Source organism: Halarcobacter sp. (assembly GCF_963676935.1).
Taxonomy (GTDB): domain Bacteria; phylum Campylobacterota; class Campylobacteria; order Campylobacterales; family Arcobacteraceae; genus Halarcobacter.
Genome location: NZ_OY781470.1, coordinates 123,175 through 147,665, shown reverse-complemented (window position 1 = coordinate 147,665; position 24,491 = coordinate 123,175). Strand labels below are relative to the sequence as shown.

The following is a 24,491-nucleotide window of genomic DNA, read 5'->3' as shown; positions in this document are numbered from 1 at the left end:
AATAACATATAAAGACCTAAATTTATCATGAAATATAAACAGTAAAAACAATTTCACAAGAATTAAATAGCTTATCAAACACAAAGAGATTTAAAAGCAAATATATGTGAAAATAAAATTTAAAAAAGGATATATATAAAAGATAATTTTATAACCACATCTGATGGTACAAAAACACTTTATTCAAGTAAATACAATCAACACTTTCATGATATAAAAACAGGTGCTATAAATGAATCTTTGGTAAAACATATTATCCCTGCTTTTTCCTATCATAAAAAAGATCAATTAAATATTTTAGATATCTGTTTTGGAATAGGATATAACACCTTTACCACAATCTATTATCTAAAAAAAGAAAAATTGGATAAAAAGCTAAATATCTTTAGTCCTGAACTTGATTTAGAACTTATTGAGTCATTAAAAGATTTTGAGTATCCAAAAGAGTTTGATGGGATAAAAGATATTATAAATAAACTTCTTAAAGATAAAAAATATGAAGATGAACATATAAAAATTGAACTTTTTATAGGTGATGCAAGGGAATATATAAAAAAATTAGATGGTATTGATATAGTTTATCAAGATGCTTTTTCAAGTGAAGTAAACAGTGAACTTTGGAGTGTAGAATATTTTAAAGATATATATAAAGCCACAAATAAAGATTGTATCCTAACCACCTATTCCGTTGCCACAAAGGTAAGACTCTCTTTATATAAAGCTGGGTTTGAGATCTATGAGATAAATCCAATTGGAAAGAAAAAACAAACAATAGCCCTAAAAGCAAAAAAAGAGTTTGATGCAAAATATATTGATATGGAACTAAAACAACAAAGAAATAAAGAAGCAAAAGCTATATATGACTAATAACTCCACAAAAAACTATGTAAAATATTATGAGGGTAACCTTCCAATTATACTAAGTGCTCCCCATGGTGGAGATGAAAAACCCACTGATATAAAAACTAGAAAAAAAGGTATATTTGAAAAAGATGATTTTACCTTTGAACTAACAGAAGAGATTATAAAACAGTTTCAAAAGCAAGTAAATAAAACTCCTTATTGTGTTATAGCTACAATCTCTAGAGAAAAAGTAGATATTAATCGTAATATAACAGATGCCTTTTTTGATGAAAAAGCTAGTATTGCATATAATCAATTTCATTCACTAATAAAAAAAGCAAGGGTACAAGTAAGAAAAGAGTTTAAAAAAGGTTTATATTTTGATATACATGGACAATCCCACTCCCATGGGTTTATTGAGTTTGGATACTTACTTAATAATGATATTTTAAAACTAAAGAAAAAAAGACTAAAAAAATACAAAAATAGTTCAAGTATAAAAACCTTGTCAAACTTTTCATCAAAATCTTTTATTAAACAAGTAAAAGGGAAAAACTCTTTAGGTTCATTAATGTCAAAAAAAGGATTTAAATCAATCCCTTCAAAACATATACCATATACAAAAGATGAAAACTATTTTGAGGGAGCTTTTAATACTTTTAAATATGGCTCTTTGGATGGGGGAGTTATAAATGGTATTCAAGTGGAATTTCCATATAAAAACTGTCGAGATTCTAAAAAAAATAGAAAAAAATGCGCAAAAACTTTTGTAAAAGCAGTTATTAAATTCTCAAAAATCCATTTAGGTATAGATTTAAAATCAAACCTTTATAACTGCCGCACCCCTTCTTAAGTCACATCCCCCCTCTAAATCATCATTTACAGCTTGAACACCACCAAAAAATAGGTTCAAATCATCAAAATATTGTAGCTTATAATGTTTTTCTAACTCTTTTCTTATTTTTTCATCACAACTAGGCTCCATACAAACTGTACCTTTCTCATAATGAATTCTAGGAGAGTTAATACTTTCATGTAAGTTTTTACCATACTCCAAATTATTTATCATAGTAGAAACAATTGCTGAACGAATCCTATTACTTCCAGCACTTCCCAAAATCAATTTAGGTATTCCATCTTTTAAAACTGCCGTTGGAGCCATCATTGATGGAAGCCTAATCCCCTCATCCCAAGCAAACCAACCATGTGGGTTTAAGTCTTCTTCCCCCATCATATTATTTAACATTATTCCAGAACTTGGTATTACATGCCCTGAACCTTCCCCATTTGTTGTGGTGACTGATACTGCATTACCTAGTTCATCTATTACAGAAAGGTGGGTTGTATTTCCCCAAAGATTCAACCTACTGCTCATGGTTGTACAATAATTTTTAATAAGTCTCTCATTTGATAATATATTTTTCAAGTTTTCATCGTGTAAAAACTCATCAACCTTTTCTGTTCTAAAATCACTAGTTGTACTAAAAGCTTCAATAAGCCCTTTTACATACTCATAACTTCTAAAATCTTTTAAATCATACTCTTCTAAAAGCTTCATTGTAAAAGCTATTAAGATTCCTCCTCCACTTGGAGGTGGATTAGTTATTATTTCATAATCTTTATATCTAAAATCTATGGGTTCCCTTTTAATACATTTATAGTTTTTTAAATCCTCTTTTAAAATCAAGCCATCATTCTCTTTTGATATCTTTTCTATCTCATTTGCAACTTCACCTTCATAAAAAAGTCTACTGCCCTCTTTTGCAAAAGCTTCAAGAAAATCAGCATAATTTGGATTTTTAAACAGATGCTTATCATCTATTAGATTTTTTTCATCTTTTCCATATACATTCATAGAAGATTTTGTTGATGTAAAAATTGGTTCTAAAAGCTTTACAAAACTTGCTTGCATTTTAGAAAGATATATCCCTTTTCTTGCATATCTAACTGCTGGTTCTATTATCTTAGATAAAGGCAAAGTTCCTTTTTCTTTATGAACTTGATATATCCCTTCTACAAGTCCAGGAATGGCAACTGAACCCGAGCCTATATGAAACTCTTGAACAGCTGAACCAAAATCTACATATATTGGATAAAACTCTGGCTCATCTATTCTTTTTTTAGGTACCTCAACAAAGAAATCAAAAAGCTCTGCTTTTTTACCTTTTTCTAATCCTAAAAGGAACCCTCCACCTCCAAGAGATGTAAAAAGGGGTTCACATATTGGTGCAGCTAACATAACTGCTAATGCAGCATCATATGCATTTCCACCCTCCTTTAAAATATCAGCTCCTGCTTGTGCAGAGTTTTTATCTCCAGCTGCAACTACCCCTTTCATTTAAACACCCCTAACTCTTCTATTTTTTTTAAGTCTTTTGTTTCTTTATATAATTCAATCATTTGTTGAGAGATACTTTTATCTTCAACTATTTTTATCGCTTTGTCATAACTTTGTTTGTCATAAAAAGATATTTCCAAACCTTTTTTTATAATATCTTTTAACATCTTACGAATCTTTACAACTCCATTTTTAGTAATCATCTTACCATCCATTGAATATCTAGTAGCACTCCATAGGTTCTGTTTTAAGATTTGCATAGGCATTTTTATAAGCTCTTCATTTTGTGATAATTTACATATTAATTTAAATAAAGTAATGATTAACTCCAACCTATCAAAATCGTTTGATGCATCACAAACTCTAAACTCTAAAGTTTTTAATTCTGGTTGAATTCTAACATCCCACCATACATCTTTTGTAGAGTTAATAACTTCTGAATCTTCTAAAAGATTATATAGATTTTGCATCTGTTCAAAGGTATCAAAATATTCTGGTATTGATGCTTTAGGTAACCTCTCAAAGATTTTTGTTCTAAAAGAATGGATACCAGTATCTTCCCCATCATAATATATTGAGGAAGCACTTAAAGCTACAAATAAAGGGAGATAATAGATTGAATAGTTATAAGCTTTCAAAGCTTTTTCAAAGTCTTTAAAGCCTATATGTACGTGAGTTCCACAAATTGAAAAATTTTTTAATAAAGCTTTATGCTCATCATATATCTCTTTATATCTTTTGTTATCACTTATATTTATGTTAGTACATTTTTGTGCATAGGTACCATTTGTTTGTAAGAGTAGGTTTTTATTTTTTAAGATTCCATTTATATTGGAAATTATCTCTTTTAAGTAAAGGATTAATTGTTTTTCATCATAAAAAACAGGAGTATTTATCTCAAGCATAGAATCTAAAAACTCTTTTGTTATATTGTTTTTAAATTTTTTATCAATATTTGAAATTATATATTCATATTCATTTATAGGAAGTAGGTTTGTTTTATCTAAAACTCGTAGCTCTAACTCTACTCCAATACTGAAGTTATTGCCAGATTTAAATCTCTTAAATTCCATGGCTTATCCATTTTTATCTATAGTTATAAATTGTACACTTTTATAACTTACATTGTAAAAAAGAAAACCTTTGGATTTTATTCGTTTACTAATTTATCCAAAATATATTTTTCTAAATCTCTTTTTGCAACTTCATCTTTAATCGCTTCTAAATATATCTCTTCAATTTTTTTATTATATTCATCATAAGAGAAATATGGGAATCGAAGAATCCAAGATTTTTTTATCTGTTTATATGTAATCTCATCTCTCATTTTTGCTCGAAAAAAGTTAAAGCCCATAAAAATAATTGCTGTTATAATCATTGCACCTAAAATAGATATATGAGGATCAATATTTGCTAAAGGTTTATGTAATATAGCTGATAACGGGACTAATATTGCTAAAACAATAAGAATATACACTAAATATGCTCGGCCTAATTTAAGCCTAAACCCTAATTTTGCAGGATCTACATGCATACCTTCATTGTATTGTCTATTTGCTTCTAATAAATCTCTTAAAAGAATTGGTTGTTTTGATAAAATATAAATATAATCTAAAATTTTCTCTTTAAAACTTTTTTCTTTTGTCATGCTAATTCCTATTTTTTAATAAAGAACATTTTATCAAAATTATTAGTAAAATTAATTGAAAGTAGAAAATGTCATAAATGACACTTTCTATATATTGTAATAATTTGCTTTATGATGTGGTACTATAATAGCGCAAGTTGATTGCTCAGGATCTATTTGAAAAGTTTCACTTAAGGTTATTCCAAACTCTTCTGGTTTTAATAAATCAAAAATATCACGACTCAATTCTAACTCAGGACAAGCAGCGTATCCAGGAGAATATCTACAACCTACATATTGTTTCATCTGTACATCATATAATGTATGTCCCTCTTTTGGAACAATATCTAAATCAAGTCTTACTTGTTTGTGAATAACTTCTGCTAAAGCTTCAGCTAATTCCACACCTAAACCATGAACTTGATAATATTCTGAGAACTTACTTTCTTTATAAAGTTCTGCTTCATAAGGAGATAGTTTAAGTCCAGCACTTGCAAGTGAAAAAGCAACTACATCAAGTCTATCATTTGCAAAAAAATCAGCAATACATCTGTGCGGTTTTCTTTTTTGTCTAGGAAATTCAAACACTTTTATAGCTTTTTCTAAAGGTGGTACATCTTTAGCCTCTTCTAAAGAATGAAAAGCGTACTCTTCACTAAATATATACAATTTATTTTCCTTTGAAATACATGGAAAATATGCATAAATAGCTATTGGGTCAAAAAGTTCTTTTTCAATAAACTCTTCTTTTAACTTTTCATATAAAGGTTCAACAACCTCTTTTTCATGTTTTAAAAACTCTTTTGAATCTTGTTTTCCTCTTTTATATCCCCATCTTTGTCTAAATAAAACCCTATGATTTATCCATTTAAAGGATAATTCTTTATCTATCATACTAGAATTTTGAGTAACTCTACCCCATAATGGAGGGAAGGTGAACTCTGTTTGTTCAGGTAGTTCAACATCTTCTTCATTTACAATAATCTCTTCCTCTTCTTGTTTAGCTATTGCATCTTCATCTATTAAGTCTGCAGCAAGAGCCGTATTATCAACTTCTCCACCCTCAATTCTTTGCATTGATACTACACCATCAAAAGCATCTCTACAATAAAAAATTGGTCCATCATAAATTGGTCTACAATAATCATTTACAAACCCTTTGGTTAGAGCTGCTCCACCTAAAAGTACAGGAATATCTATTCCCTCTTTTTGAAGATTCTCAAGATTTTCTTTCATTACAGCTGTTGACTTAACAAGTAGTCCGCTCATACCTATCGCTTGTGCTTTATGCTCTTTAACAGCAATAATAAAATCATTTAAATCAGCTTTTATCCCAATATTTATAACTTTAAAACCATTATTTGAAAGGATTATATCAACAAGGTTTTTACCAACATCATGAACATCACCTTTAACTGTTCCTAAAACAAGAACTGTTTCAGTTGCTTTTTCCTCTTTTGGTAAATAAGGGTTAAGAGCATCTACTGTTGCTTTCATTGTCTCAGCACTCTGTAGTACAAATGGTAACTGCATTTGCCCACTACCAAATAGTTCCCCAATCACTTTCATACCATCAATAAGCCATTCATTTACAATAATTTCAGGATTGACATTATGTCTTAATTCCTCAACAAGAGGTAACATCCTATCTTTATCCCCATCTAATAAAAGTTTTTTAACCTTATCTATAGGTTCAAGCTTTTGATACTCCTCATCACTTTGTTCTTGAACATCTCCAACATTTGCAAAGTGTTCAATAAATTTAAATAGAGGATCACCATTTTCTTGATTATTAAAAATTAGATCATCACAAGCTTTTTTATCCTCTTCAGATATTTTATTAAGAGGTAAAATATGTTTAACATTTACAATTGCAGATGTTAATCCTGCTTTTACACAATGGTCAAGATAGATAGAGTTTAGATAGACTCTGGCATTTATTGAAAGTCCAAATGAGATATTTGATAAACCTAAAGTTGTTCCCACTTCAGGATGTCTTATTTGAAATTCTCTAATCGCTTCAAGGGTTTCAATTCCTGCTGTTCTATACTCTTCATCCCCTGAACCTATTGTAAAAGTTAACATATCAAAAACTAAGTCATCACCTTTGAAACCATGTCTATTTATACATAAATCATAAATTCGCTCTGCAATTTCAAGTTTACGCTCTTTTGTTTTAGCCATACCAATTTCATCAATAACTAAACATACAAGTGCCGCACCAAATTTTTTTGCTAATTTACATATTTCATCAAACTTTTCTTCCCCATCTTCAAGGTTTACTGAGTTGATTATAGGTCTTCCACCAATTTGTTTCAAAGCTGCTTCAAGGGCAGGTATTTGAGTTGAGTCAGGCATAAGAGGGAGTGAAACTTTTTGAGAATATAAAGATACAACTTTATCCATATCTTCTCTTTCATCACGTCCTGCAAAACCTACAGATACATCGACTACATGAGCCCCAGCTCTTACTTGTTGCTGACCTACAGATAAAGTTCCTTCATAATCATTTGCTTTAAGAAGTTCTCTAAAAGCTTTTGAACCTGTTGCATTAGAACGTTCTCCAATTAGAAGTGGTGCAGGATCTTGTTTTAAAGGAACAACATTAAAAAGTGATGCTAAAGAAGCTTTTAAAAACCCGCAAGGCTTTTTAGGAACTATTCCTTTTACACCACTTGCTAAAGCTTCAATATGTTCAGGAGTCGTACCACAACATCCACCTAAAAATGAAACTCCATTTATATCTAAGAATTCTTTTTGAAGCTTGGTGAACTCTTCTGGTCCCATTGGATAATATGTTTGTCCACCTCTATTTTGAGGAAGTCCTGCATTTGCATGAACAGAAATTGGGAACCTGCAAACTTCACTTAAAGCTTTTACGTGTTTATGAACTTGTTTTGGTCCTGTTCCACAATTAAATCCAAGAGATAAGATATTAAAAGGTTCCATTATAGCTGCAATAGTCATTGCATCAGTTCCAATAAGCATTGTTCCTGACATCTCTATGGTTACAGATACCATAATTGGGATCTCTGGAGCAACCTCTTTTAAAGCATGAAGGGCAGCTTTTATTTGTAGAGGATCTTGGCATGTTTCTAAAAGGAAAATATCAGTACCCCCATCAACTAAACCCTTTGCCATAATCTTATATCCTTCAAACATCTCATCATATGTGATATGTCCAAGGCTAGGAAGTTTTGTTCCAGGTCCAATAGAACCAAATACAAATTTTGGATTATCTTCTGTACTATATTTTTCACAAGATTTTTTTGCAATTTGAGCGCCAAGTCTTGATAATTCATAAGAAGTTTCAGGGATTCCATATTCATCTAAAACCCAAGGCATTGAACCAAAAGTGTTGGCTGTAAGTAGATTTGCTCCCGCTTTTGCATAGTTATCGTGTATTGTTTCTAAAATATGAGGTGCTGTTAAATTTAAAAGTTCATTGCAACCTTCTAAATCATTCCCTTCATATTGCCACTCTTCTTGTTTAATCTCTGCAAGTTGGAGTTGAGTCCCCATTGCACCATCTATTATTAATACTTTTTTTTCTATTATTTTTTTTATTTTTTCAATCATTATTTTGTTTATTAATTCCTATAAAAAAGTAAAGTTTATCTCTAAATTAAGTAAATAGTATATAAAAAAATCGTTTAAACACTTGTGAATTACCTATGCTAATTTTTTTGTAAAATTACTCTGATTACACTTGCTTCGCCAATATGGCCTTTCCCTTCATCTAGATTTGTTAAAATCTCTTCAACTTTTATCTTTTCACACCTATTAAAATTATCTAAAAAATCATCTACTGTATAAAGTAAGTCTATATCTTTAGGTCCACCACTACTATAATTTAATTGTTTAGTTGAAAAAAACTCTCCAATAAATACTCCATCTCTTTCTAAACTATTTTCAATTTTTTCAAATAAAGGTTTTCTATCATCTTTATGCATATGTAGATACGAAGCTACAATAGAGCCATATTTTTTACTTGGATTCCATTTATTTAAATCAATACATTTTGTTTTTACATGTACACTTTCATATTTTGCAAACTCTTCAAGTTTTTTAAGTCCTATGTCTGAAGCATCAAGAGCTGTTATATCAAAACCTTTTTTTGCAAAATAGATTGCGTTTCTTCCTTCCCCTTCACCTAAACATAAAAAACTTTTTTTTCTATCAAAATAGTTAGAACAAGACTCTATAAAAGCATTTGGTCTTTTACCATAAAGATACCCTTCTCTAGAAAACTTTTCATTCCAAAAATGTTGTTGACTCATAATTCTCTCTTATAATTTTTTTTGAATTTTAGCAAAAAAACATTAGATTTTTTTTGCATATATAGTTATAATAATTATCAAACTTTATTTTAATATTTCTTTAGATAACATATTATCTAAAATTTTAAATAGGATATTTAATATGACTGAAGCAAAATACATCTGGATGGATGGAAAATTTGTTGATTGGAAAGACGCAAAAGTTCATGTATTAAGTCACACTTTACACTATGGTAATGGTGCGATTGAAGGAACAAAAGCATATAAAACACATGATGGTAGATGTGCAATTTTTAAACTAAACGAACATACAAAAAGATTAATTAATTCAGCAAAAATGACACTAATTGACGTGCCATTTAGTGTTGATGAATTAAATGAAGCACAAATTGAACTACTACAAAAGAATGAATTATTTGAAGGTGCTTATATTAGACCTCTAGTGTATCTTGGTTATGGTGTTATGGGACTTTACCATAAAGATGCACCTGCACAAGTTTCTATTTCTGCGTGGGAATGGGGAGCTTATTTAGGTGAGGAAGGAATGAAAAAAGGTGTTAGAGTAAAAATATCATCTATGACAAGAACTCCAAATACTTCAGGTATGGGAAAAGCAAAAGCAGTTGCAAACTACCTAAACTCTCAAATGGCTAAGTTTGAAGCAGTTGAAGCTGGATATGATGAAGCTTTATTAAGAGATGACCAAGGTTATATTGCTGAAGCTTCTGGTGCTTGCTTCTTTATAGTAAGAGATGGTAAGATTATAACTCCACCAAATGATAACTCTTTAGAATCAATTACTCAAGCAACTGTAATTGATATTGCTGAAGATTTAGGTTATGAGGTGATTAGAAGAAGAATAACAAGAGAAGAGATTTATGTAGCTGATGAAGCCTTCTTTACCGGTACTGCTGTAGAAGTAACTCCTATTAGAGAAGTTGATTGCAGAGTAATTGGTGAAGGAGAAAGAGGACCAATTACAGAAGCTCTTCAAAAAGCGTATTTCGATGTAGTTCAAGGGAAGAACGAAAAGTACGAAAAATACTTAACATATATAAACTAAAAGGGAATATTTATGCCAATTGATAACGACTATTTTAAAAATAGACAGCAGCAGAATAAAGGTGGAGGTAACAACTCTAACAATGGAGGTGGTGGAAACTATCAACCACCATTTGAGCCACCTGAATTTTTCAAAAATTTTGGAAAAAAAGCGGGAATCATTTATGCAATTATTATTGTGATTGCAATACTTTTTCTTACAAAACCATTTATGACTATAGAATCTGGTAATGTAGGGATTAAACAAACTTTAGGAAAGTATGAAGAGATTCCTCTAAGACCTGGTTTTCACTTTATAATTCCTGGATACCAAAAAGTAACAGTAGTTGATACAAAAGTTAGACTTATGAATTATGCTTCTGTTGAAACAAGTACAGGGTTTGATCAAAGTATTAGAAGTAATCCAGCGATTAATATTCTTGATGCAAGAGGTTTACCAGTTTCAATTGAACTTACAGTTCAATATAGACTAACAGCAAGTGGTGCTCCACTTACAATTGCTACTTGGGGACCAGGATGGGAAGATAAAATTGTAAATCCAGTTGTAAGAAACATAGTAAGAAATGTTGTTGGTGGATTTAATGCAGAAGAGTTACCAACAAGAAGAAATGAAATTGCTACTATGATTGAAAATGGAATTAGAACTCAAATAGAATCTTTAGAAGGGAAACCTGTATCAGTTGAATCAGTTCAATTAAGAGAGATTGTTTTACCTCCAAAAATCAAAGACCAAATTGAAAGAGTTCAAATAGCAAACCAAGAAGCTCAAAGAGTTAGATATGAAGTTGAAAGAGCAAAACAAGAAGCAGAGAAAAAAGCTGCCTTAGCAAAAGGGGAAGCTGATAAAAATAGAATTGAAGCACAAGGTAGAGCAGATGCTGTTACTATTGAAGCTAAAGCACAAGCTGCTGCAAATAAAGAGATTGCAAAATCTTTAACTGGTGAATTATTGCAAATGCAACAAATTCAAGTTCAAGGTAAGTTTAACGATGCACTTAGAGAAAATAAAGATGCAAAAATATTCTTAACTCCTGGTGGATCTACTCCAAATATTTGGGTTGATACAAAAAATAAAACAAGAGACACAGCAATAAATCAATAAGAGTTTTTACTCTTATTGAGAGGTCTCAATATGTTTAAAATCTTAATTTTATCACTTTTATTTATTTATGTTTTCTCATCTGATAAAATCGATTTAAAAGATAAAAACTTAGATATACAAGTTATTAATCCAAAAAATCTACCAATTAAAACAAAAAAAGATTATGAAGATAAAGATAAATTAAAAGAAGCACCTCTTCCCTTTGATTCTGAAGAAAAAAAACCTAAAAACAATAATTTAGAAATTGACGGAAATGTTAAGGTAGATAAAGAAAATAAAAAAGTTGATGGTGTTAATATAAATTTAGGAACAAAATTTTAAGGTACAAAATGGAAAATATAGAACTAATTGATTGGGAAAAGATGGAAGGTTTAATTCCTGTAATAACACAAGACTTTGAGACAAATGAAGTTTTAATGCTTGCATACATGAATAAAGAGGCTTTACAACTAACTCTTGACACAAAATTTGCTCACTATTTTAGCAGAAGTAAACAAAGAATCTGGAAAAAAGGTGAGAGTTCAAACCATACTCAAGAGATAAAAAATATCCTGATAGATTGTGATAATGATACAATTTTGTTAAAAGTAAAACAAAATGGAGTTGCTTGTCATACAGGAAGAAAATCTTGTTTTTTTACAAATTTAGAAACAAAAGAAGAGATATCAAAAGTTGAAGTTGATACAACAAGTGCTTATGGAGTTATAGATACATTATATCATGTAATTCAAGATAGAAAAAATGATGATCCTAAAAAATCATACACTTCAAAATTATTAAATGGAAAAGAAAACTCTATGCTTAAAAAAATAGTTGAAGAAGCTGGTGAATTTACTTTTGCAATAAAAGACAATGATACCCAAGAGGCGATCTATGAAGCTGCTGATATCACTTACCATGTTTTAGTTGCCCTTGCTTCTAAAAATATAAGTCCAGATAGAGTTAAACAAGAATTAGCTAGAAGATTTGGTATGTCGGGGATAGAGGAAAAAAATTCAAGAATTGAAGAATAAAAAGTATAGCAAAAGCTATACTTTTTATTATTGAACTTTATTTCGTCTTTCTCTTCTTGCTCTTTTCTTCTCTATTTTTTTTGCTGTACCATTTAATGTTTTTACAGTTAATGCTGTAGATATAACCATAGCTATTGGAATTAAAAGTGGCATAGTATTCCTTTTTGATATTAATTATTAAAATTATACTATAAGAAGTATTAATTAAAACTGATAATAAATATCATTTGCAATAACTATTCCATATTAGTTCAATTTTTATTTTATTTATTGTCGCATTCATGGCAGATACCATATATAGTCATAATATGATCTTTTAAGACAAAGCCATTTTTTTCTGCTATTTTTATTTGATTTAACTCAATCATTTCATCAGAAAATTCAATTATTTTTCCACATTTTATACATACCATATGATCATGATGTTCATGTTCAATCTTGAATTCAAATCTTCTTACCCCATCTCCAATATCTAAAGATTTGATTAGATCCATTTCTTCAAAAAAATTAAGAGTTCTATATACTGTTGCTATCCCAATATCAAGATTAAATTCTTTATGAATTTTTTGTGCTATTTCTTCTGCACTTAGGTGTTCATTACTGTAATAAATTATTTTTAAAATATAGTCTTTTTGTATAGTATTTTTATATCCTAACTTACTAATATGTTCTTTAAAATTTTTAATAAATATATCAAATTCTTTTGTCTCAGTATTTCCTATATAGGTCATTAGTTAGTCCCTACATAGCCAATAACAATAGCTAACACTAATGTAGCCAAATAAACTTTTGGAAGATTTTTATTTATCTTCATATTAGTTTTATAAAACATTGATGATTTAAAACTATTTTTTTCATGTTTTAACAGCATAATCTATTCCTTAATAATGAATATCAAAATTATACTCATCTTAAACTTAATTAATATTTAATGATAATTATTATCATACTTAGTAAACAGATTAGTACGATTAATTTTAGTAATTTGATTTTAAAGGATTAAAAAAGAGAAATGATTTTAAAAAAGGATAAAAAGAGAGAGACTCTCTTTTTATTTAGTTACCACAACCACAACTTCCACCAGAGTGTGAAGATTGTTGTGATGATGCACCAGCAGTAGAACAAGCTGATACACCAGGAGGTGTAGTTGGTTGAATCTCTGCATTTGAAGCAGTTGAACTAACCTCATCAATATATGCTAAAAGTTTAGCTGTTGTACTCATATATCTTTTTGCAGATTCTGATTCAGGGTTACAGTACACAATTGGCTTACCAGAATCTCCACCCTCTCTAATTGCAGGTTCAATTGGAAGATTCCCTAAAACTTGCGTATTATATTGTTCAGCTAAAGGTTCACAAGTTCCCATTCCAAAAATATCAGATTCGCTATTACATTCAGGACAAATAAATCCACTCATATTTTCAATGATGCCTGCGATTGGGATATGAAGTTTTTTAAACATATCTAAAGATCTTCTTGAATCATCTAAAGCTACATGTTGAGGAGTTGTTACATTTACACCACATGTTACAGGAACACTTTGAGCGATTGTTAATTGTGCATCACCAGTTCCAGGAGGCATATCAATAAATAAAATATCTAACTCTTCCCATAGAATATCTCTTAGAAGTTGTTGTACAGCTTTCATAATCATCGCACCTCTCCAGATTAGTGCATGACCTTCATCCATTAATGAACCCATTGACATTACATCAACGCCATATGCATTAAATGGCTTAGCTTTGTTTCCTACGATTTCTACTTCTTTTCCTGATATTCCCATCATTCTAGGGATATTTGGTCCATAAATATCAGCATCTAAGATACCAACTTTTTTTCCTTGCATCGCTGCAGCAACTGCTAAGTTAACAGTTGTAGTAGATTTTCCAACTCCACCTTTTCCTGAACTTACCATTACAAAGTTTTTAATTTGTGGAGCTATATTTTGCCCGCTCGTACTATTACTTTGTTGTTTTGGAGCTTCAGGTTTTGTAATTCTAATCTCTACATTTGATACTGTGTCAGTTAATACAGCAGAAATATCCTTTTTTAATTGCTCTTCTACTTCTGGTGCACTTGATGTAATATCTAAAACAATAATACAATTATTGTCTTCGACTTGTACATCTTTTACAAATCCAAAGTCCATAATTGATTTTTGGAACCCTGGATATAAAACTTTCGTTAATTTATCATTTATATCAGCTATAGTTGCCATATATTTTCCTTATATTCTTTAATATTTTCGTATTATAAATTAAATAGGATAATTTTTGTCTTAATTACCACTAAAATAAAAAGTTTCTCAAGGAAACTCCTTAAGAAACTTTGGCTTAAACAGCTTGTGCTATTTCATCTCCATGTTTATCAACAATTTTTTGTGTAATTTTATATGAGCAAAATTTTGGTCCACACATTGAACAAAACTCTGCTTCTTTAAATACATCTTGAGGAAGAGTCTCATCATGATACTCTTTTGCTCTTTCAGGGTCTAAACAAAGTTCAAATTGTTTATTCCAATCAAATGCATACCTTGCATCACTCATCTCATCATCAATATCTCTTGCATCTTTTCTTCCTCTTGCAATATCTGCAGAGTGAGCAGCAATTTTATATGCAATAATACCTTCTCTTACATCATTTGCATTTGGTAAACCTAAATGCTCTTTTGGTGTAACATAGCATAACATTGAAGCTCCATGCCATCCACCAACTGCTGCACCAATTGCAGAAGAGATATGATCATATCCAGCAGCAATATCTGTTGTAAGTGGTCCTAAAATATAAAATGGTGCTTCATGACAATATTCACGTTCTAATTTCATATTTCTTTCAATTTGATTTAAAGGAACATGTCCTGGCCCTTCAATCATAACTTGTACATCTTTTTCCCATGCTCTTAGTGTTAATTCACCTAAAACTTTTAATTCTGATAATTGAGCTTCATCTGATGCATCCGCTAAACATCCAGGTCTTAAAGAATCCCCTAAAGATAAAGATACATCATATTTTCTACAAATCTCTAAGATATCATCATAAGCATCATAAAATGGATTTTCTTTATGATAATGCATCATCCACGCAGCCATTAAAGAACCACCTCTTGATACAATACCCATTTTTCTTTTCGCAATATGTGGCATAAATTGTAAAAGGAAACCTGCATGAATTGTAAAATATGAAACACCTTGTTGAGCTTGTTTTTCTAAAACAGCTAACATACTCTCAATTGTTAAATCTTCAATTTTATCATTACAATCATGTAAAATTTGATACATTGGTACTGTTCCAATCGGAACAGTTGAGTGTTCAATTACTGCACTTCTAATTGCATCCAAATCTCCCCCTGTACTTAAATCCATGATTGTGTCAGCACCATATTTCAATGATACATCAACTTTTTCAATCTCACCTTGAATATCTGATGCCAAAGCAGATGAACCTATGTTTGCATTGATTTTACAAGAACTTGCCATACCAATAGCCATTGGATTTAAATGTTTATGATTAACATTAGCTGGGATTATTAATCTTCCTCTTGCAATTTCACTTCTTACTAATTCAGGATCAAGTTTCTCAACTTGGGCTACATACTCCATATCAGGCGTAATAATCCCTTTCTTAGCATAATACATTTGTGTTCTTACTTCATCATTTTTATGATTGTTTAGCCAATCTCTCATATAATATCCCTAATAAAAATTTTCTCTGATTATATCAAATTTAGTTTATATAAACTTAATTCTTCGTATTAATTTAATTTTATAATTCATATAAGTTTCGATTCTATATAATGGTTACCAAGATTTGTTTGGAGAAGTATGTATACATTAAGTAAATTAGAATCAATTTATAAGAAATCTAAAAATGATTTGAAAGACCTATTAAAAAATGATTCCTTAAATGAAGAAAATTTAAATAAACTTATCATAGAACTAAATATTGATAAAAACTTTTGCGTATATGATGGTAGTTATAATTTAAGCTCAATAAAAAAACTTTTTAAATTGTATGAAAAATTAATGAAAGAATCATTTTCAAAAAATAAAAAAGTATTTCATATACAATTTACTTTATATCTTCATCTTATAAAACTTTTTTCTCTTTTTTGTAGAAAACTTTATACACACAATAAAAATAGAAAGCAAGTTAAACAAATTTTTCAAATTATGCAAGAGTCAAAAAATATGCTTAAACTTTCTATTCCGCTTGATGAAGAGATAATAAATATTATAAACAATATAATAGGTCAACACCTATATGAATTTACACATTCTGATTATATAGATATAAATAAAAAAGATATTGATTATATTTTTGATTACTATATTTATTCATCTGAAAGAATAGTGGATGGGTATGAACTCTCTTTATCAACCAACTTTGGAAACAATTCAAAAATGGATGCAATACTAGAAGAACTTAAAGTAAAAAACAATCTAAGCTTTTTATTACTATCTATGATATATAAAATAAATTTTTATTTTCCTAATATTGATATTAATAAAAACAGCAATTATCAAAAGATTTTTCAATATATAGTTGAGTTGTCATTTTTTAATGTTAATATAGATATAAAAGAGTTTAAAAACTTTTTATTAGATGAATTTATCGTCAGTTCCAAAAAACTTATCAAGAATAATAAAAAGTATTATTATGATGAAAAAATATCAATATTAACTCTAAATACAGATGAGTATAAAGAATTAATTGATATTATATCAAAATTAAAGTAGTTAGATTTATATAGGACAAGAAATGAAGAAACTTATTATCGAGAAGATTGATTCATTACCACCTTTACCAAAGAGTGTAATAGAACTAGAAGAATTTAGAAAAATGTCTAATCAAGAACCATTAGACTTACTAAAAATAATCGAGAAAGATCCTCTAATTATTACAACAGTCTTAAGAGTTGCTAACTCTGCAATGTTTGGTTTTGTTAGTGAAGTAGAAACTCCAAGCCGTGCAATATCACTTTTAGGTGTAAACTTTACAATTTCTATTGCATTAGGAACAGTTATTCAAAGTTTAGTAAATACAAATTTAGATGCTTACAATGTTTCTACTGACGACTTTATGTTTTCTTCAAATTTAGCTTCATCACTTGTCAATACTTGGGTATCAAAAATTAGTTTTGATTTAAAAGAGGAATTGATTCTTCCTGCATTTTTACAAGAGGTTGGAAAATTTGTAATCTCTGAAGTAATTATAGAAAGTGACAAAAAAGAAGACTTTTTAAGCAAACTTGAAATTAGTAAAAATATCTCTAGTGTTGAAAAAGAGTTTTTAGGATACTCTTGTGCAAGAATCACTGCAAATATCTTCAAACACTGGAATTTAAGTCATAATCTTATATTTACAATTGGTTTTGTAGAGGATTTAGAACATTGTCCTAAAGATTATGTTGAAAAAGTAAAAATTTTAGAAATAATTAAAATTTTATGCGATATTAGAAATCCACTTTCTGACCAAAATGTACAAAGGGCACTAAACAAAGCTAATGAATATGGTTTAGACACAGAACCTCTTTTACAATCAATAGATTCTATTAAATTTAAATTAGAAAATGATCTTTAAGCTTTCATAAGTTACATTAAAGTATAATATGTAACTTTTTTACTCAAAGGGGCTTAGTGTCAGGTATTACATTAGTAGTTTTATGTGCAGGAAACTCTTCGCGATTCGAACTTACTGCTAAAAAACAATGGCTTAGAATTGATAATTCTCCTCTGTGGCTATTTGTTACAAATAGACTTAAAGAGTTCTATGATTTTGAAAAAATAATAATTGCTTCTCACAAAAATGAACTAAATTACATGAAAAACTTCTCAGATGAATTTATATTTGTTGAAGGTGGAGAAACAAGACAAAAATCTATGCAAAATGCTTTAGCTCAGGTTAGTAGCGATTATGTAATGTTTACTGATGTTGCTAGAGCAGGTATTCCAAAAAAAGTTATTGAAAACTTAATCTCTTCAAAAGATGATGCTACTTGTATAGTTCCAGTTTTAAATGTCAATGATACAGTTGTATTTAAAAATGAAACTATTAACCGAGATGAAGTAAAACTTATACAAACTCCTCAACTTTCTAAAGTTGAAGTTTTAAAACAAGCACTTAATACAAATAAAGAGTTTACAGATGACAGTTCAGCTATAAAAGATATTGGAGGAACTGTTAAATATGTACAAGGAAGTATTGAAAGTAAAAAAATCACTTTTGAAGAGGATATAGATACAATCTCATCTTTATCTGCACCCTCTAAAAACTTCTTTACAGGTACAGGTTTTGATATTCATCCATTTGAAGATAATAAAAAAATGTTCTTAGGTGGAATAGAGATTGATGTTCCCTATGGATTTAAAGCTCATAGTGATGGAGATGTATTGATACATTCTTTAATTGACGCACTTTTAGGCGCTGCTGGGGCAGGAGATATTGGAGAATTTTTTCCAGATACAAGTGAAGAGTTTAAAGATATTGATTCAAAAGTTTTACTAAAAAATATTGTTACATTTATTTATAATGTTGGGTATGAGATTGTAAATGTTGACTTAACAATAATTGCACAAAAACCAAAAATCAACCCTTATAAACAGACGATTAAAAATACAATTGCAAAATATTTGAATATAGAAAAGCAATTTGTAAATATAAAAGCAACTACAGCTGAAAAGCTTGGCTTTATAGGAAGAAGTGAAGGTGTGGCAGTTCAAAGTATTGCAACACTTAAATATTATGATTGGAAAAGAAAATGAACATACTAATAATAGAAAGTGAAATTTATTTAGCTCAAAAAGTTGTTTCAAGACTTCTTGATGATGGACATAACTGTGATTTTGTAGAATCACCAAATATTGATAATCTTACAAAAGATTATGATATTATTCTTTTATCTACATCTCTTCCTGCATCATTATGTAAAACAATAATAAGAAGATACAATGATTCTATTATCTTACTTTTAGTATCTTATATTTCAGATGAGACAGTTACAGACCCTATTAAAGAGGGTGCAAAAGATTATATTATGAAACCTTTTATAATGGATGAACTTGTTAGAAAGATTTACCATTATAGAGAATGTAAATCTCTAAGAAAAGAGTTACAAACATTAAGAGAATATCTTGATTTCCAATTTAATAGTGTAGATACTGCAGGTTCAGTATTACCAACAACTTTCCCACTTCTAATAGAAACAAATTCCCAAATATCAGCTGATAAATTGGCATTTGAATTATCTAGAAAACTAGATTTACAAATGAAATTTATCTCTTTGAGTAGTGATAACTGGCAAAAACAGGTTAATGAGAGATTTAATGGAATACTTTATCTTACAGATTTTCATGCTCTTAAAAAAAGTTCAAAAGAGAGTATTATTAGAATAATTGAAGAAAAAAAAGCTATCTTAGTATCTCTAGAAAATGAAGAGGATTTTCCTTATACTAAAGTTAATTTTCACAAAGATGATGAGTTTATGCTATCAAATAGTATTATGACAATAAATGATTATGTAAAAATGATGGTTTTATCTTATCAATCAAAATATCCTGATACTGAATTAAGTAAAAAACTTGGTATCTCTAGAAAATCTCTTTGGGAAAAAAGAAAAAAACTTGGAATTGAAAAGAAGAAATAGATGAGAAAACTTTTTTTAACACTTTTTTATAGTGGATTAAGTCCAAAAGCACCTGGAACAGTTGGTTCATTTGTTGCTTTAATTTTAGGTTTATTACTAATTCAATATATTCATGAGACTACACTTTTTTTACTTGCTTTTCTAATCACAGCAATTGCAATTAAAGAGATAGATAAGTATGAAAAAGAAGTAGGTGAACACGACAGCAAAGAGATTGTTATTGATGAACTAGCTGGAATGTGGATTGCTCTTTCAATTTGTGGAATAAATGAAGAAAACTTTTATATTATGGGTGCTTTAGCATTTATTTTCTTTAGGGTATTTGATATCTGGAAACCTTCAATTATTGGGAAAATTGATAAAACTGTAAAAGGTGGTTGGGGAGTAATGGGAGACGATATTATCGCCGGTATTGCTGGTGGTATCTCTGCAACTGCTGTTTATACCTTACTAGATAAATTTCTTTTTTAAAATATTCTTGTAACTTCTAAGTAATCTACTTATTATATTATCTGTAAATTTTAAAAAGGATTTACAGATGAATAAACAAATACCTTTTATAGCTTCCTTATCAATAGCTGCCATATTAGGCGGTTGTACAAGCTCTAAACTAAATATAGATGAAGTATCTTCAAAAATCTTAACTAAAGGTTCACAACTTCCATATAATGTTTTAAGAGATGATTTAATTGATGCAAAAACTGGAAAAAATTTTGAGATAAGAAATGGTGGATTTGGTTCAGATATGGTTGGACATCCTACAAAAAGCAACCAATTCTATGCTTTAACAGATAGAGGACCAAATGCAACATTTAAAGGAAAATTTGGAAAAGGTAAAAAATTTCCTACTCCTAATTATACGCCAAGAATTGGTCTTTTTGAACTTCAAAAAAATGGTTCAGTTATACTTATAAAACAAATCTTACTTAAAAGACCAGATGGCTCACTTATAACTGGATTACCTAATACATCCGCATTTGGTGGTACAGGAGAAACTCCATATGATGCAAATGGAGAAGTTATTAGATTAGATATGCAAAGAGCTTATAACAAAGTAACAAATCCTATTAGGCTTGATGACTTTGGTTTAGATGGTGAAGGTTTAGTAGCTTTAGAAGATGGAACTTTTTGGATAAGTGATGAGTATGGTCCACATATTGTACATTTTGATCAAAATGGAAAAGAGCTTGAAAGAATAAATGCTTTTACTAAAGATAAAAGAGTTAAATATAATCTTCCTCAAGAATTTGAAAATAGAAGAGCAAACAGAGGTATGGAAGGGTTAACAATAACTCCTGATGAATCTACTCTCGTTGGAATTATGCAATCTACAATGTATAACCCATCAAAAAAAGTTAAAGATTTAGATTTAACAAGAATTGTTACAATTAATCCAAGTACAGGTAAAACTGCCCAATATCTTTATAAACAAGATAAAAATCAAAACTCTAACTCAGGTATTGCCTCAATTGGTGATAATAAATACTACGTTATAGAAAGAGATGGTTCTTTTGCACAAGGTGGACCTAAAAAAGCTAATCCTAAAGCTCAAAAATATATTTATGAGATTGATCTTTCATCTGCAACTAACTTAGAAGATATTAAATCATCAGGTGTATTTAAACAAGATGAAAAACTAGGCTTATTAATCAATGGAAAAACACTTGAAGAGTTTGTAAAAGATAATGGTTGGGATAAACTTGCTATATTAGGTATTAAACCAGCTTCAAAGAAACTTGTATTAGATATGGTTAAAGCTGTTAACTATCCTCATGATAAAATGGAGGGTATGTGGATTATAGATAAAAACTATATTGGTATTTTAAATGATGATGACTTTGCTACTTGGTCAACAAAAGGTAACTTACACTCTAAAATGCTAGGCAATGGTAAAGTTGATTCAAATACTCTTTATATCCAAAAAATAAAATAGAATTTTAATATTAGTGAACAATTATTTTTTATTGTTCACTAAAAATACACCACCAAAAATCAATATTGTTCCTAAACAATCAATTAAATCTATATCTTCACCTATAAAAAAATACCCTATTATCAAAGCAACAACTGGAGGTAAATATGTTGCAGATGATGCCGCAATTGCACCTAAGTTTTCTATTAAATAGTAATACAAAATAAAAGCTAAACCTGTACCTAATAAACCTAAACCTATAACAGAACCTAAAAATACATGAATATCATTTGTAATACTTGTTAGACCATTTAAATCTGTTATAAATAACAAAGTAATTAATGCAAAACCTAATTGATATGTTGTTAGTGCTGCAAAATGAATTTTTAAAGGTGATAAAAACCTTTTTGCATATACAAATGAGGAACCAACTATTAACGAACCTAAGATAATATCAACTATACCTTCAAGATTTGATTCAAACAAATTTGTATCAAAAGGTTTTGAGATAAATATCACCCCTAACATTCCAATAAAAATTCCTATAATTCGTCTATCTAGTTTTTCCTCTTTTAAGAATATTATTCCCAATAGAAATGCAAATAAGGGAATTGAGCCACTTAAAGCACCTGTAACCCCAGATAATAATAAAGATGTTGCTTTTACAAAGAAAAAATAATAAACTGTTGTGCCCAATAAAGACATCATAAAAAAATGAAAGCTATATTTAAAATGCTCGATTTTTATAACTTTTTTATATAGTGCATATATTAATACAGGTATAAAACCAAATAAAACTCTTACTAATACAACTTGTAAAGGGGTAATGAAATCACTTGCCCATTTCATATATATAAAATTACTACCCCAAACTATGCCTAATAATAAAAAAATTGTTATTGCAGATTTGCTTTGCATAATTTGCCTTTTGCTTATCAGTTAAAAAATATAAGATAAAAAGAAGTAAGAAGGGTAAACCCCTTCTTATAAGAATTATTTTACGATTTTTGCGAATTCATCAAAAATATATTTTGATTCGTGTGGGCCAGGACTAGCCTCAGGGTGATGTTGTACTGAGAATATTGGTTTATTCTTATATTTTACACCCTCAATAGTATTATCAAAAAGATTCATATGTGTTACATCTGCAATATCAGTGATATTATCTGGAACATTGTAGTTATGGTTTTGAGCTGTAATCTCCACAACTTTTGTCTCAGAATTTGCTACTGGATGGTTTCCACCATGTTGACCAAATTTTAATTTATATGTATCAAATCCATGTGCAATAGATAACATTTGATGTCCTAAACAAATTGCAAACATTGGGATATCTTTGTCTATTAATTTTTGGATTTGTGCTTTCTCTTCTGTTAAAGTTAATGGATCACCAGGTCCATTTGATAAGAATACTCCACCAATCTCACCAGCTTCATATCTTGCGATTAAATCATCTGCTTTGAATGATGCAGGGATAACTTCAACTTCTAAACCTGAGGCAACTAATTCATTTAGAATATTTCTTTTAATTCCAAAATCAATAGCTACGATTTTTTTATCACTCATTACAGCTTTATCATAAGCTAGATTATCATGATTCCATGCTCCAAATTTATGAACATAAGACTCTTTTGTAGTTACCTCTTTGATGTAATTGATATCTTCAATTCTTGGACTTTCACTTAATACTTTTGCTAACTCATCTTTATCAGAGATTTCAGTTGAAGCAATCATCATCATTGCACCCTCATCTCTAATCATTTTTGTTAAGTATCTTGTATCAATATTACAAATTCCAAGAACATTTTGTTCTTTTAAAAGTGATTCTAAATCACCTTGTGCTCTAAAATTTGAATGTTCATGATGATAGTTTCTAACTAGTACGCCTTTACAGTGTGCACCTGAACTTTCCATATCATCTTTATTTACTCCAACATTTCCAATCTCTGGCATTGTAAATGTAACAAATTGTCCAGCATAACTAGGATCTGTAATAATCTCTTGATATCCTGTTAATGAAGTATTAAATACAATCTCTCCAACAGCAGTACCTGTTGCACCAAAAGAAGTAGCCTCTAAAAAAGTGCCATTTTCTATATAAATCCATACTTTTTGCATTTTACATTAACCCTCGTTTAATTAATTCTTCTTCATATAGTCTATGATATACAATATCATATTCCTCAGTTCCTGGTATTAACTTTCTTTTATAATGTTTAATTTTTTCCATAACAGCATCATCTGCTTTTTCAAAACCTTTTAAAAATTCATCTATTGAAGAAAATATTACATTTTTCACTTGATTATCTGAACAAGTATAATGAATATAATCCTCTTCCCATAAAAAATCTAATATCTTATGTGCAATATCCGAAAATCTATCTTCATTGTTTAAAATTACACCAAAATCATTAGCTAACCTTTTTTTAGTTAACCAAAAAAGTTGTCTATAATCAGCATTATAAAACTCTATATTATCTTCTTGACCCTCTAATATTTCACTAACTTTTTCGTCAAGTGTAAACTCTTTTTCGATGTCTTCATCCAAAATCTTTTCAATCTCATCAGTAATTTCATCTTTTGTTTTTCTTATCTCTACAAAATTGCAATTTACCAAATCTCTTGATATTCGTCTTGAAATATATGGTGTATGATGTAACTTCATTCTCAT

General features: G+C 29.3%; 25 protein-coding genes. 12 read left to right on the top strand and 13 right to left on the bottom strand.

The genetic code is table 11. The features are described 5' to 3' along the window. Positions 1 to 240: 240 nt before the first annotated feature. Positions 241 to 867 (top strand): MnmC family methyltransferase, encoded by a 627-nt coding sequence (locus ACKU4C_RS00740; RefSeq protein WP_321313773.1) that lies wholly within the window; start codon positions 241 to 243, stop codon positions 865 to 867. Next, on the top strand, positions 860 to 1,696 hold the full coding sequence (locus tag ACKU4C_RS00735) for a hypothetical protein (protein WP_321313770.1): 837 nt from the start codon (positions 860 to 862) through the stop codon (positions 1,694 to 1,696). Before ACKU4C_RS00740 ends, ACKU4C_RS00735 begins: the two co-directional genes overlap by 8 nt. Here ACKU4C_RS00735 and ggt read toward each other — a convergent pair. From ggt to ACKU4C_RS00710, 5 genes are all read right to left on the bottom strand, one after another. Then, positions 1,664 to 3,181, bottom strand: coding sequence for a gamma-glutamyltransferase (gene ggt, locus ACKU4C_RS00730; RefSeq protein WP_321313768.1), 1,518 nt, complete (start codon positions 3,179 to 3,181; stop codon positions 1,664 to 1,666). The genes ACKU4C_RS00735 and ggt overlap by 33 nt on opposite strands. Further along, the gene (locus ACKU4C_RS00725) at positions 3,178 to 4,254 is read right to left on the bottom strand and encodes a YbdK family carboxylate-amine ligase (RefSeq protein WP_321313766.1); all 1,077 of its coding nucleotides are present in this window, start codon (positions 4,252 to 4,254) and stop codon (positions 3,178 to 3,180) included. The genes ggt and ACKU4C_RS00725 overlap by 4 nt, the downstream gene beginning before the upstream one ends. Positions 4,255 to 4,331: 77 nt before the next feature. Continuing rightward, positions 4,332 to 4,829 carry a hypothetical protein gene (locus ACKU4C_RS00720; RefSeq protein WP_321313764.1) on the bottom strand — a complete coding sequence of 166 codons (498 nt, stop codon included), beginning with the start codon at positions 4,827 to 4,829 and terminating at the stop codon, positions 4,332 to 4,334. A gap of 87 nt (positions 4,830 to 4,916) precedes the next feature. Then, a complete protein-coding gene (gene metH, locus ACKU4C_RS00715; protein ID WP_321313762.1) occupies positions 4,917 to 8,387 on the bottom strand; it encodes a methionine synthase in 3,471 nt (1,156 codons plus the stop codon). 98 nt (positions 8,388 to 8,485) lie between these two features. After that, positions 8,486 to 9,088 carry a methyltransferase domain-containing protein gene (locus tag ACKU4C_RS00710; RefSeq protein WP_321313760.1) on the bottom strand — a complete coding sequence of 201 codons (603 nt, stop codon included), beginning with the start codon at positions 9,086 to 9,088 and terminating at the stop codon, positions 8,486 to 8,488. Positions 9,089 to 9,230: 142 nt separating this feature from the next. Here ACKU4C_RS00710 and ACKU4C_RS00705 point away from each other — a divergent pair, with 142 nt between their 5' ends. The 4 genes from ACKU4C_RS00705 to hisIE are packed head-to-tail and all read left to right on the top strand — an operon-like array spanning position 9,231 to position 12,265. Next, complete coding sequence (locus ACKU4C_RS00705; protein WP_321313758.1) at positions 9,231 to 10,151, top strand: branched-chain amino acid transaminase; 921 nt, start codon at positions 9,231 to 9,233, stop codon at positions 10,149 to 10,151. A gap of 12 nt (positions 10,152 to 10,163) precedes the next feature. After that, the gene (locus tag ACKU4C_RS00700) at positions 10,164 to 11,252 is read left to right on the top strand and encodes an SPFH domain-containing protein (protein ID WP_321313755.1); all 1,089 of its coding nucleotides are present in this window, start codon (positions 10,164 to 10,166) and stop codon (positions 11,250 to 11,252) included. 30 nt (positions 11,253 to 11,282) lie between these two features. Continuing rightward, a complete protein-coding gene (locus tag ACKU4C_RS00695; protein WP_321313753.1) occupies positions 11,283 to 11,573 on the top strand; it encodes a hypothetical protein in 291 nt (96 codons plus the stop codon). Positions 11,574 to 11,581: 8 nt separating this feature from the next. Next, complete coding sequence (gene hisIE / locus ACKU4C_RS00690; RefSeq protein WP_321313751.1) at positions 11,582 to 12,265, top strand: bifunctional phosphoribosyl-AMP cyclohydrolase/phosphoribosyl-ATP diphosphatase HisIE; 684 nt, start codon at positions 11,582 to 11,584, stop codon at positions 12,263 to 12,265. Positions 12,266 to 12,292: 27 nt separating this feature from the next. Here hisIE and ACKU4C_RS00685 read toward each other — a convergent pair whose 3' ends face one another. The 5 genes from ACKU4C_RS00685 to thiC all read right to left on the bottom strand — a co-directional run bounded on the left by ACKU4C_RS00685 (position 12,293) and on the right by thiC (position 15,949). Beyond that, complete coding sequence (locus ACKU4C_RS00685; RefSeq protein WP_321313749.1) at positions 12,293 to 12,418, bottom strand: hypothetical protein; 126 nt, start codon at positions 12,416 to 12,418, stop codon at positions 12,293 to 12,295. A 110-nt stretch (positions 12,419 to 12,528) separates the two neighbouring features. Further along, positions 12,529 to 12,996 (bottom strand): transcriptional repressor, encoded by a 468-nt coding sequence (locus ACKU4C_RS00680; protein WP_321313747.1) that lies wholly within the window; start codon positions 12,994 to 12,996, stop codon positions 12,529 to 12,531. After that, on the bottom strand, positions 12,996 to 13,136 hold the full coding sequence (locus ACKU4C_RS00675; protein ID WP_321313745.1) for a hypothetical protein: 141 nt from the start codon (positions 13,134 to 13,136) through the stop codon (positions 12,996 to 12,998). The genes ACKU4C_RS00680 and ACKU4C_RS00675 overlap by 1 nt, the downstream gene beginning before the upstream one ends. Before the next feature lie 184 nt (positions 13,137 to 13,320). Continuing rightward, positions 13,321 to 14,484, bottom strand: coding sequence for a P-loop NTPase (locus tag ACKU4C_RS00670; protein WP_321313743.1), 1,164 nt, complete (start codon positions 14,482 to 14,484; stop codon positions 13,321 to 13,323). 115 nt (positions 14,485 to 14,599) lie between these two features. Further along, the gene (thiC, locus tag ACKU4C_RS00665; protein ID WP_321313741.1) at positions 14,600 to 15,949 is read right to left on the bottom strand and encodes a phosphomethylpyrimidine synthase ThiC; all 1,350 of its coding nucleotides are present in this window, start codon (positions 15,947 to 15,949) and stop codon (positions 14,600 to 14,602) included. Positions 15,950 to 16,087: 138 nt separating this feature from the next. Here thiC and ACKU4C_RS00660 point away from each other — a divergent pair, with 138 nt between their 5' ends. From ACKU4C_RS00660 to ACKU4C_RS00635, 6 genes are all read left to right on the top strand, one after another. Beyond that, entirely contained in the window at positions 16,088 to 17,002 is a 915-nt protein-coding gene (locus tag ACKU4C_RS00660) for a hypothetical protein (RefSeq protein ID WP_321313738.1), read from the top strand. A gap of 22 nt (positions 17,003 to 17,024) precedes the next feature. Next, entirely contained in the window at positions 17,025 to 17,846 is an 822-nt protein-coding gene (locus ACKU4C_RS00655) for an HDOD domain-containing protein (RefSeq protein ID WP_321313736.1), read from the top strand. Positions 17,847 to 17,902: 56 nt separating this feature from the next. Further along, positions 17,903 to 19,027 (top strand): bifunctional 2-C-methyl-D-erythritol 4-phosphate cytidylyltransferase/2-C-methyl-D-erythritol 2,4-cyclodiphosphate synthase, encoded by a 1,125-nt coding sequence (locus ACKU4C_RS00650; RefSeq protein ID WP_321313734.1) that lies wholly within the window; start codon positions 17,903 to 17,905, stop codon positions 19,025 to 19,027. Beyond that, the gene (locus ACKU4C_RS00645; RefSeq protein WP_321313732.1) at positions 19,024 to 19,908 is read left to right on the top strand and encodes a DNA-binding response regulator; all 885 of its coding nucleotides are present in this window, start codon (positions 19,024 to 19,026) and stop codon (positions 19,906 to 19,908) included. The genes ACKU4C_RS00650 and ACKU4C_RS00645 overlap by 4 nt, the downstream gene beginning before the upstream one ends. Continuing rightward, complete coding sequence (locus tag ACKU4C_RS00640; protein ID WP_321313730.1) at positions 19,909 to 20,379, top strand: phosphatidylglycerophosphatase A; 471 nt, start codon at positions 19,909 to 19,911, stop codon at positions 20,377 to 20,379. A 67-nt stretch (positions 20,380 to 20,446) separates the two neighbouring features. Beyond that, positions 20,447 to 21,841: an esterase-like activity of phytase family protein gene (locus ACKU4C_RS00635; protein ID WP_321313728.1), complete on the top strand. Its 1,395-nt coding sequence runs from the start codon at positions 20,447 to 20,449 to the stop codon at positions 21,839 to 21,841. Positions 21,842 to 21,862: 21 nt separating this feature from the next. Here the strand turns inward: ACKU4C_RS00635 and ACKU4C_RS00630 are convergent, their stop codons facing one another. From ACKU4C_RS00630 to ACKU4C_RS00620, 3 genes are all read right to left on the bottom strand, one after another. Continuing rightward, positions 21,863 to 22,738, bottom strand: coding sequence for a DMT family transporter (locus ACKU4C_RS00630; RefSeq protein ID WP_321313726.1), 876 nt, complete (start codon positions 22,736 to 22,738; stop codon positions 21,863 to 21,865). Between the two features lie 75 nt (positions 22,739 to 22,813). Beyond that, positions 22,814 to 23,938 (bottom strand): glutamine-hydrolyzing carbamoyl-phosphate synthase small subunit, encoded by a 1,125-nt coding sequence (carA, locus tag ACKU4C_RS00625; protein WP_321313724.1) that lies wholly within the window; start codon positions 23,936 to 23,938, stop codon positions 22,814 to 22,816. A 1-nt stretch (position 23,939) separates the two neighbouring features. After that, a complete protein-coding gene (locus ACKU4C_RS00620) occupies positions 23,940 to 24,491 on the bottom strand; it encodes a DUF507 family protein (RefSeq protein WP_321313721.1) in 552 nt (183 codons plus the stop codon).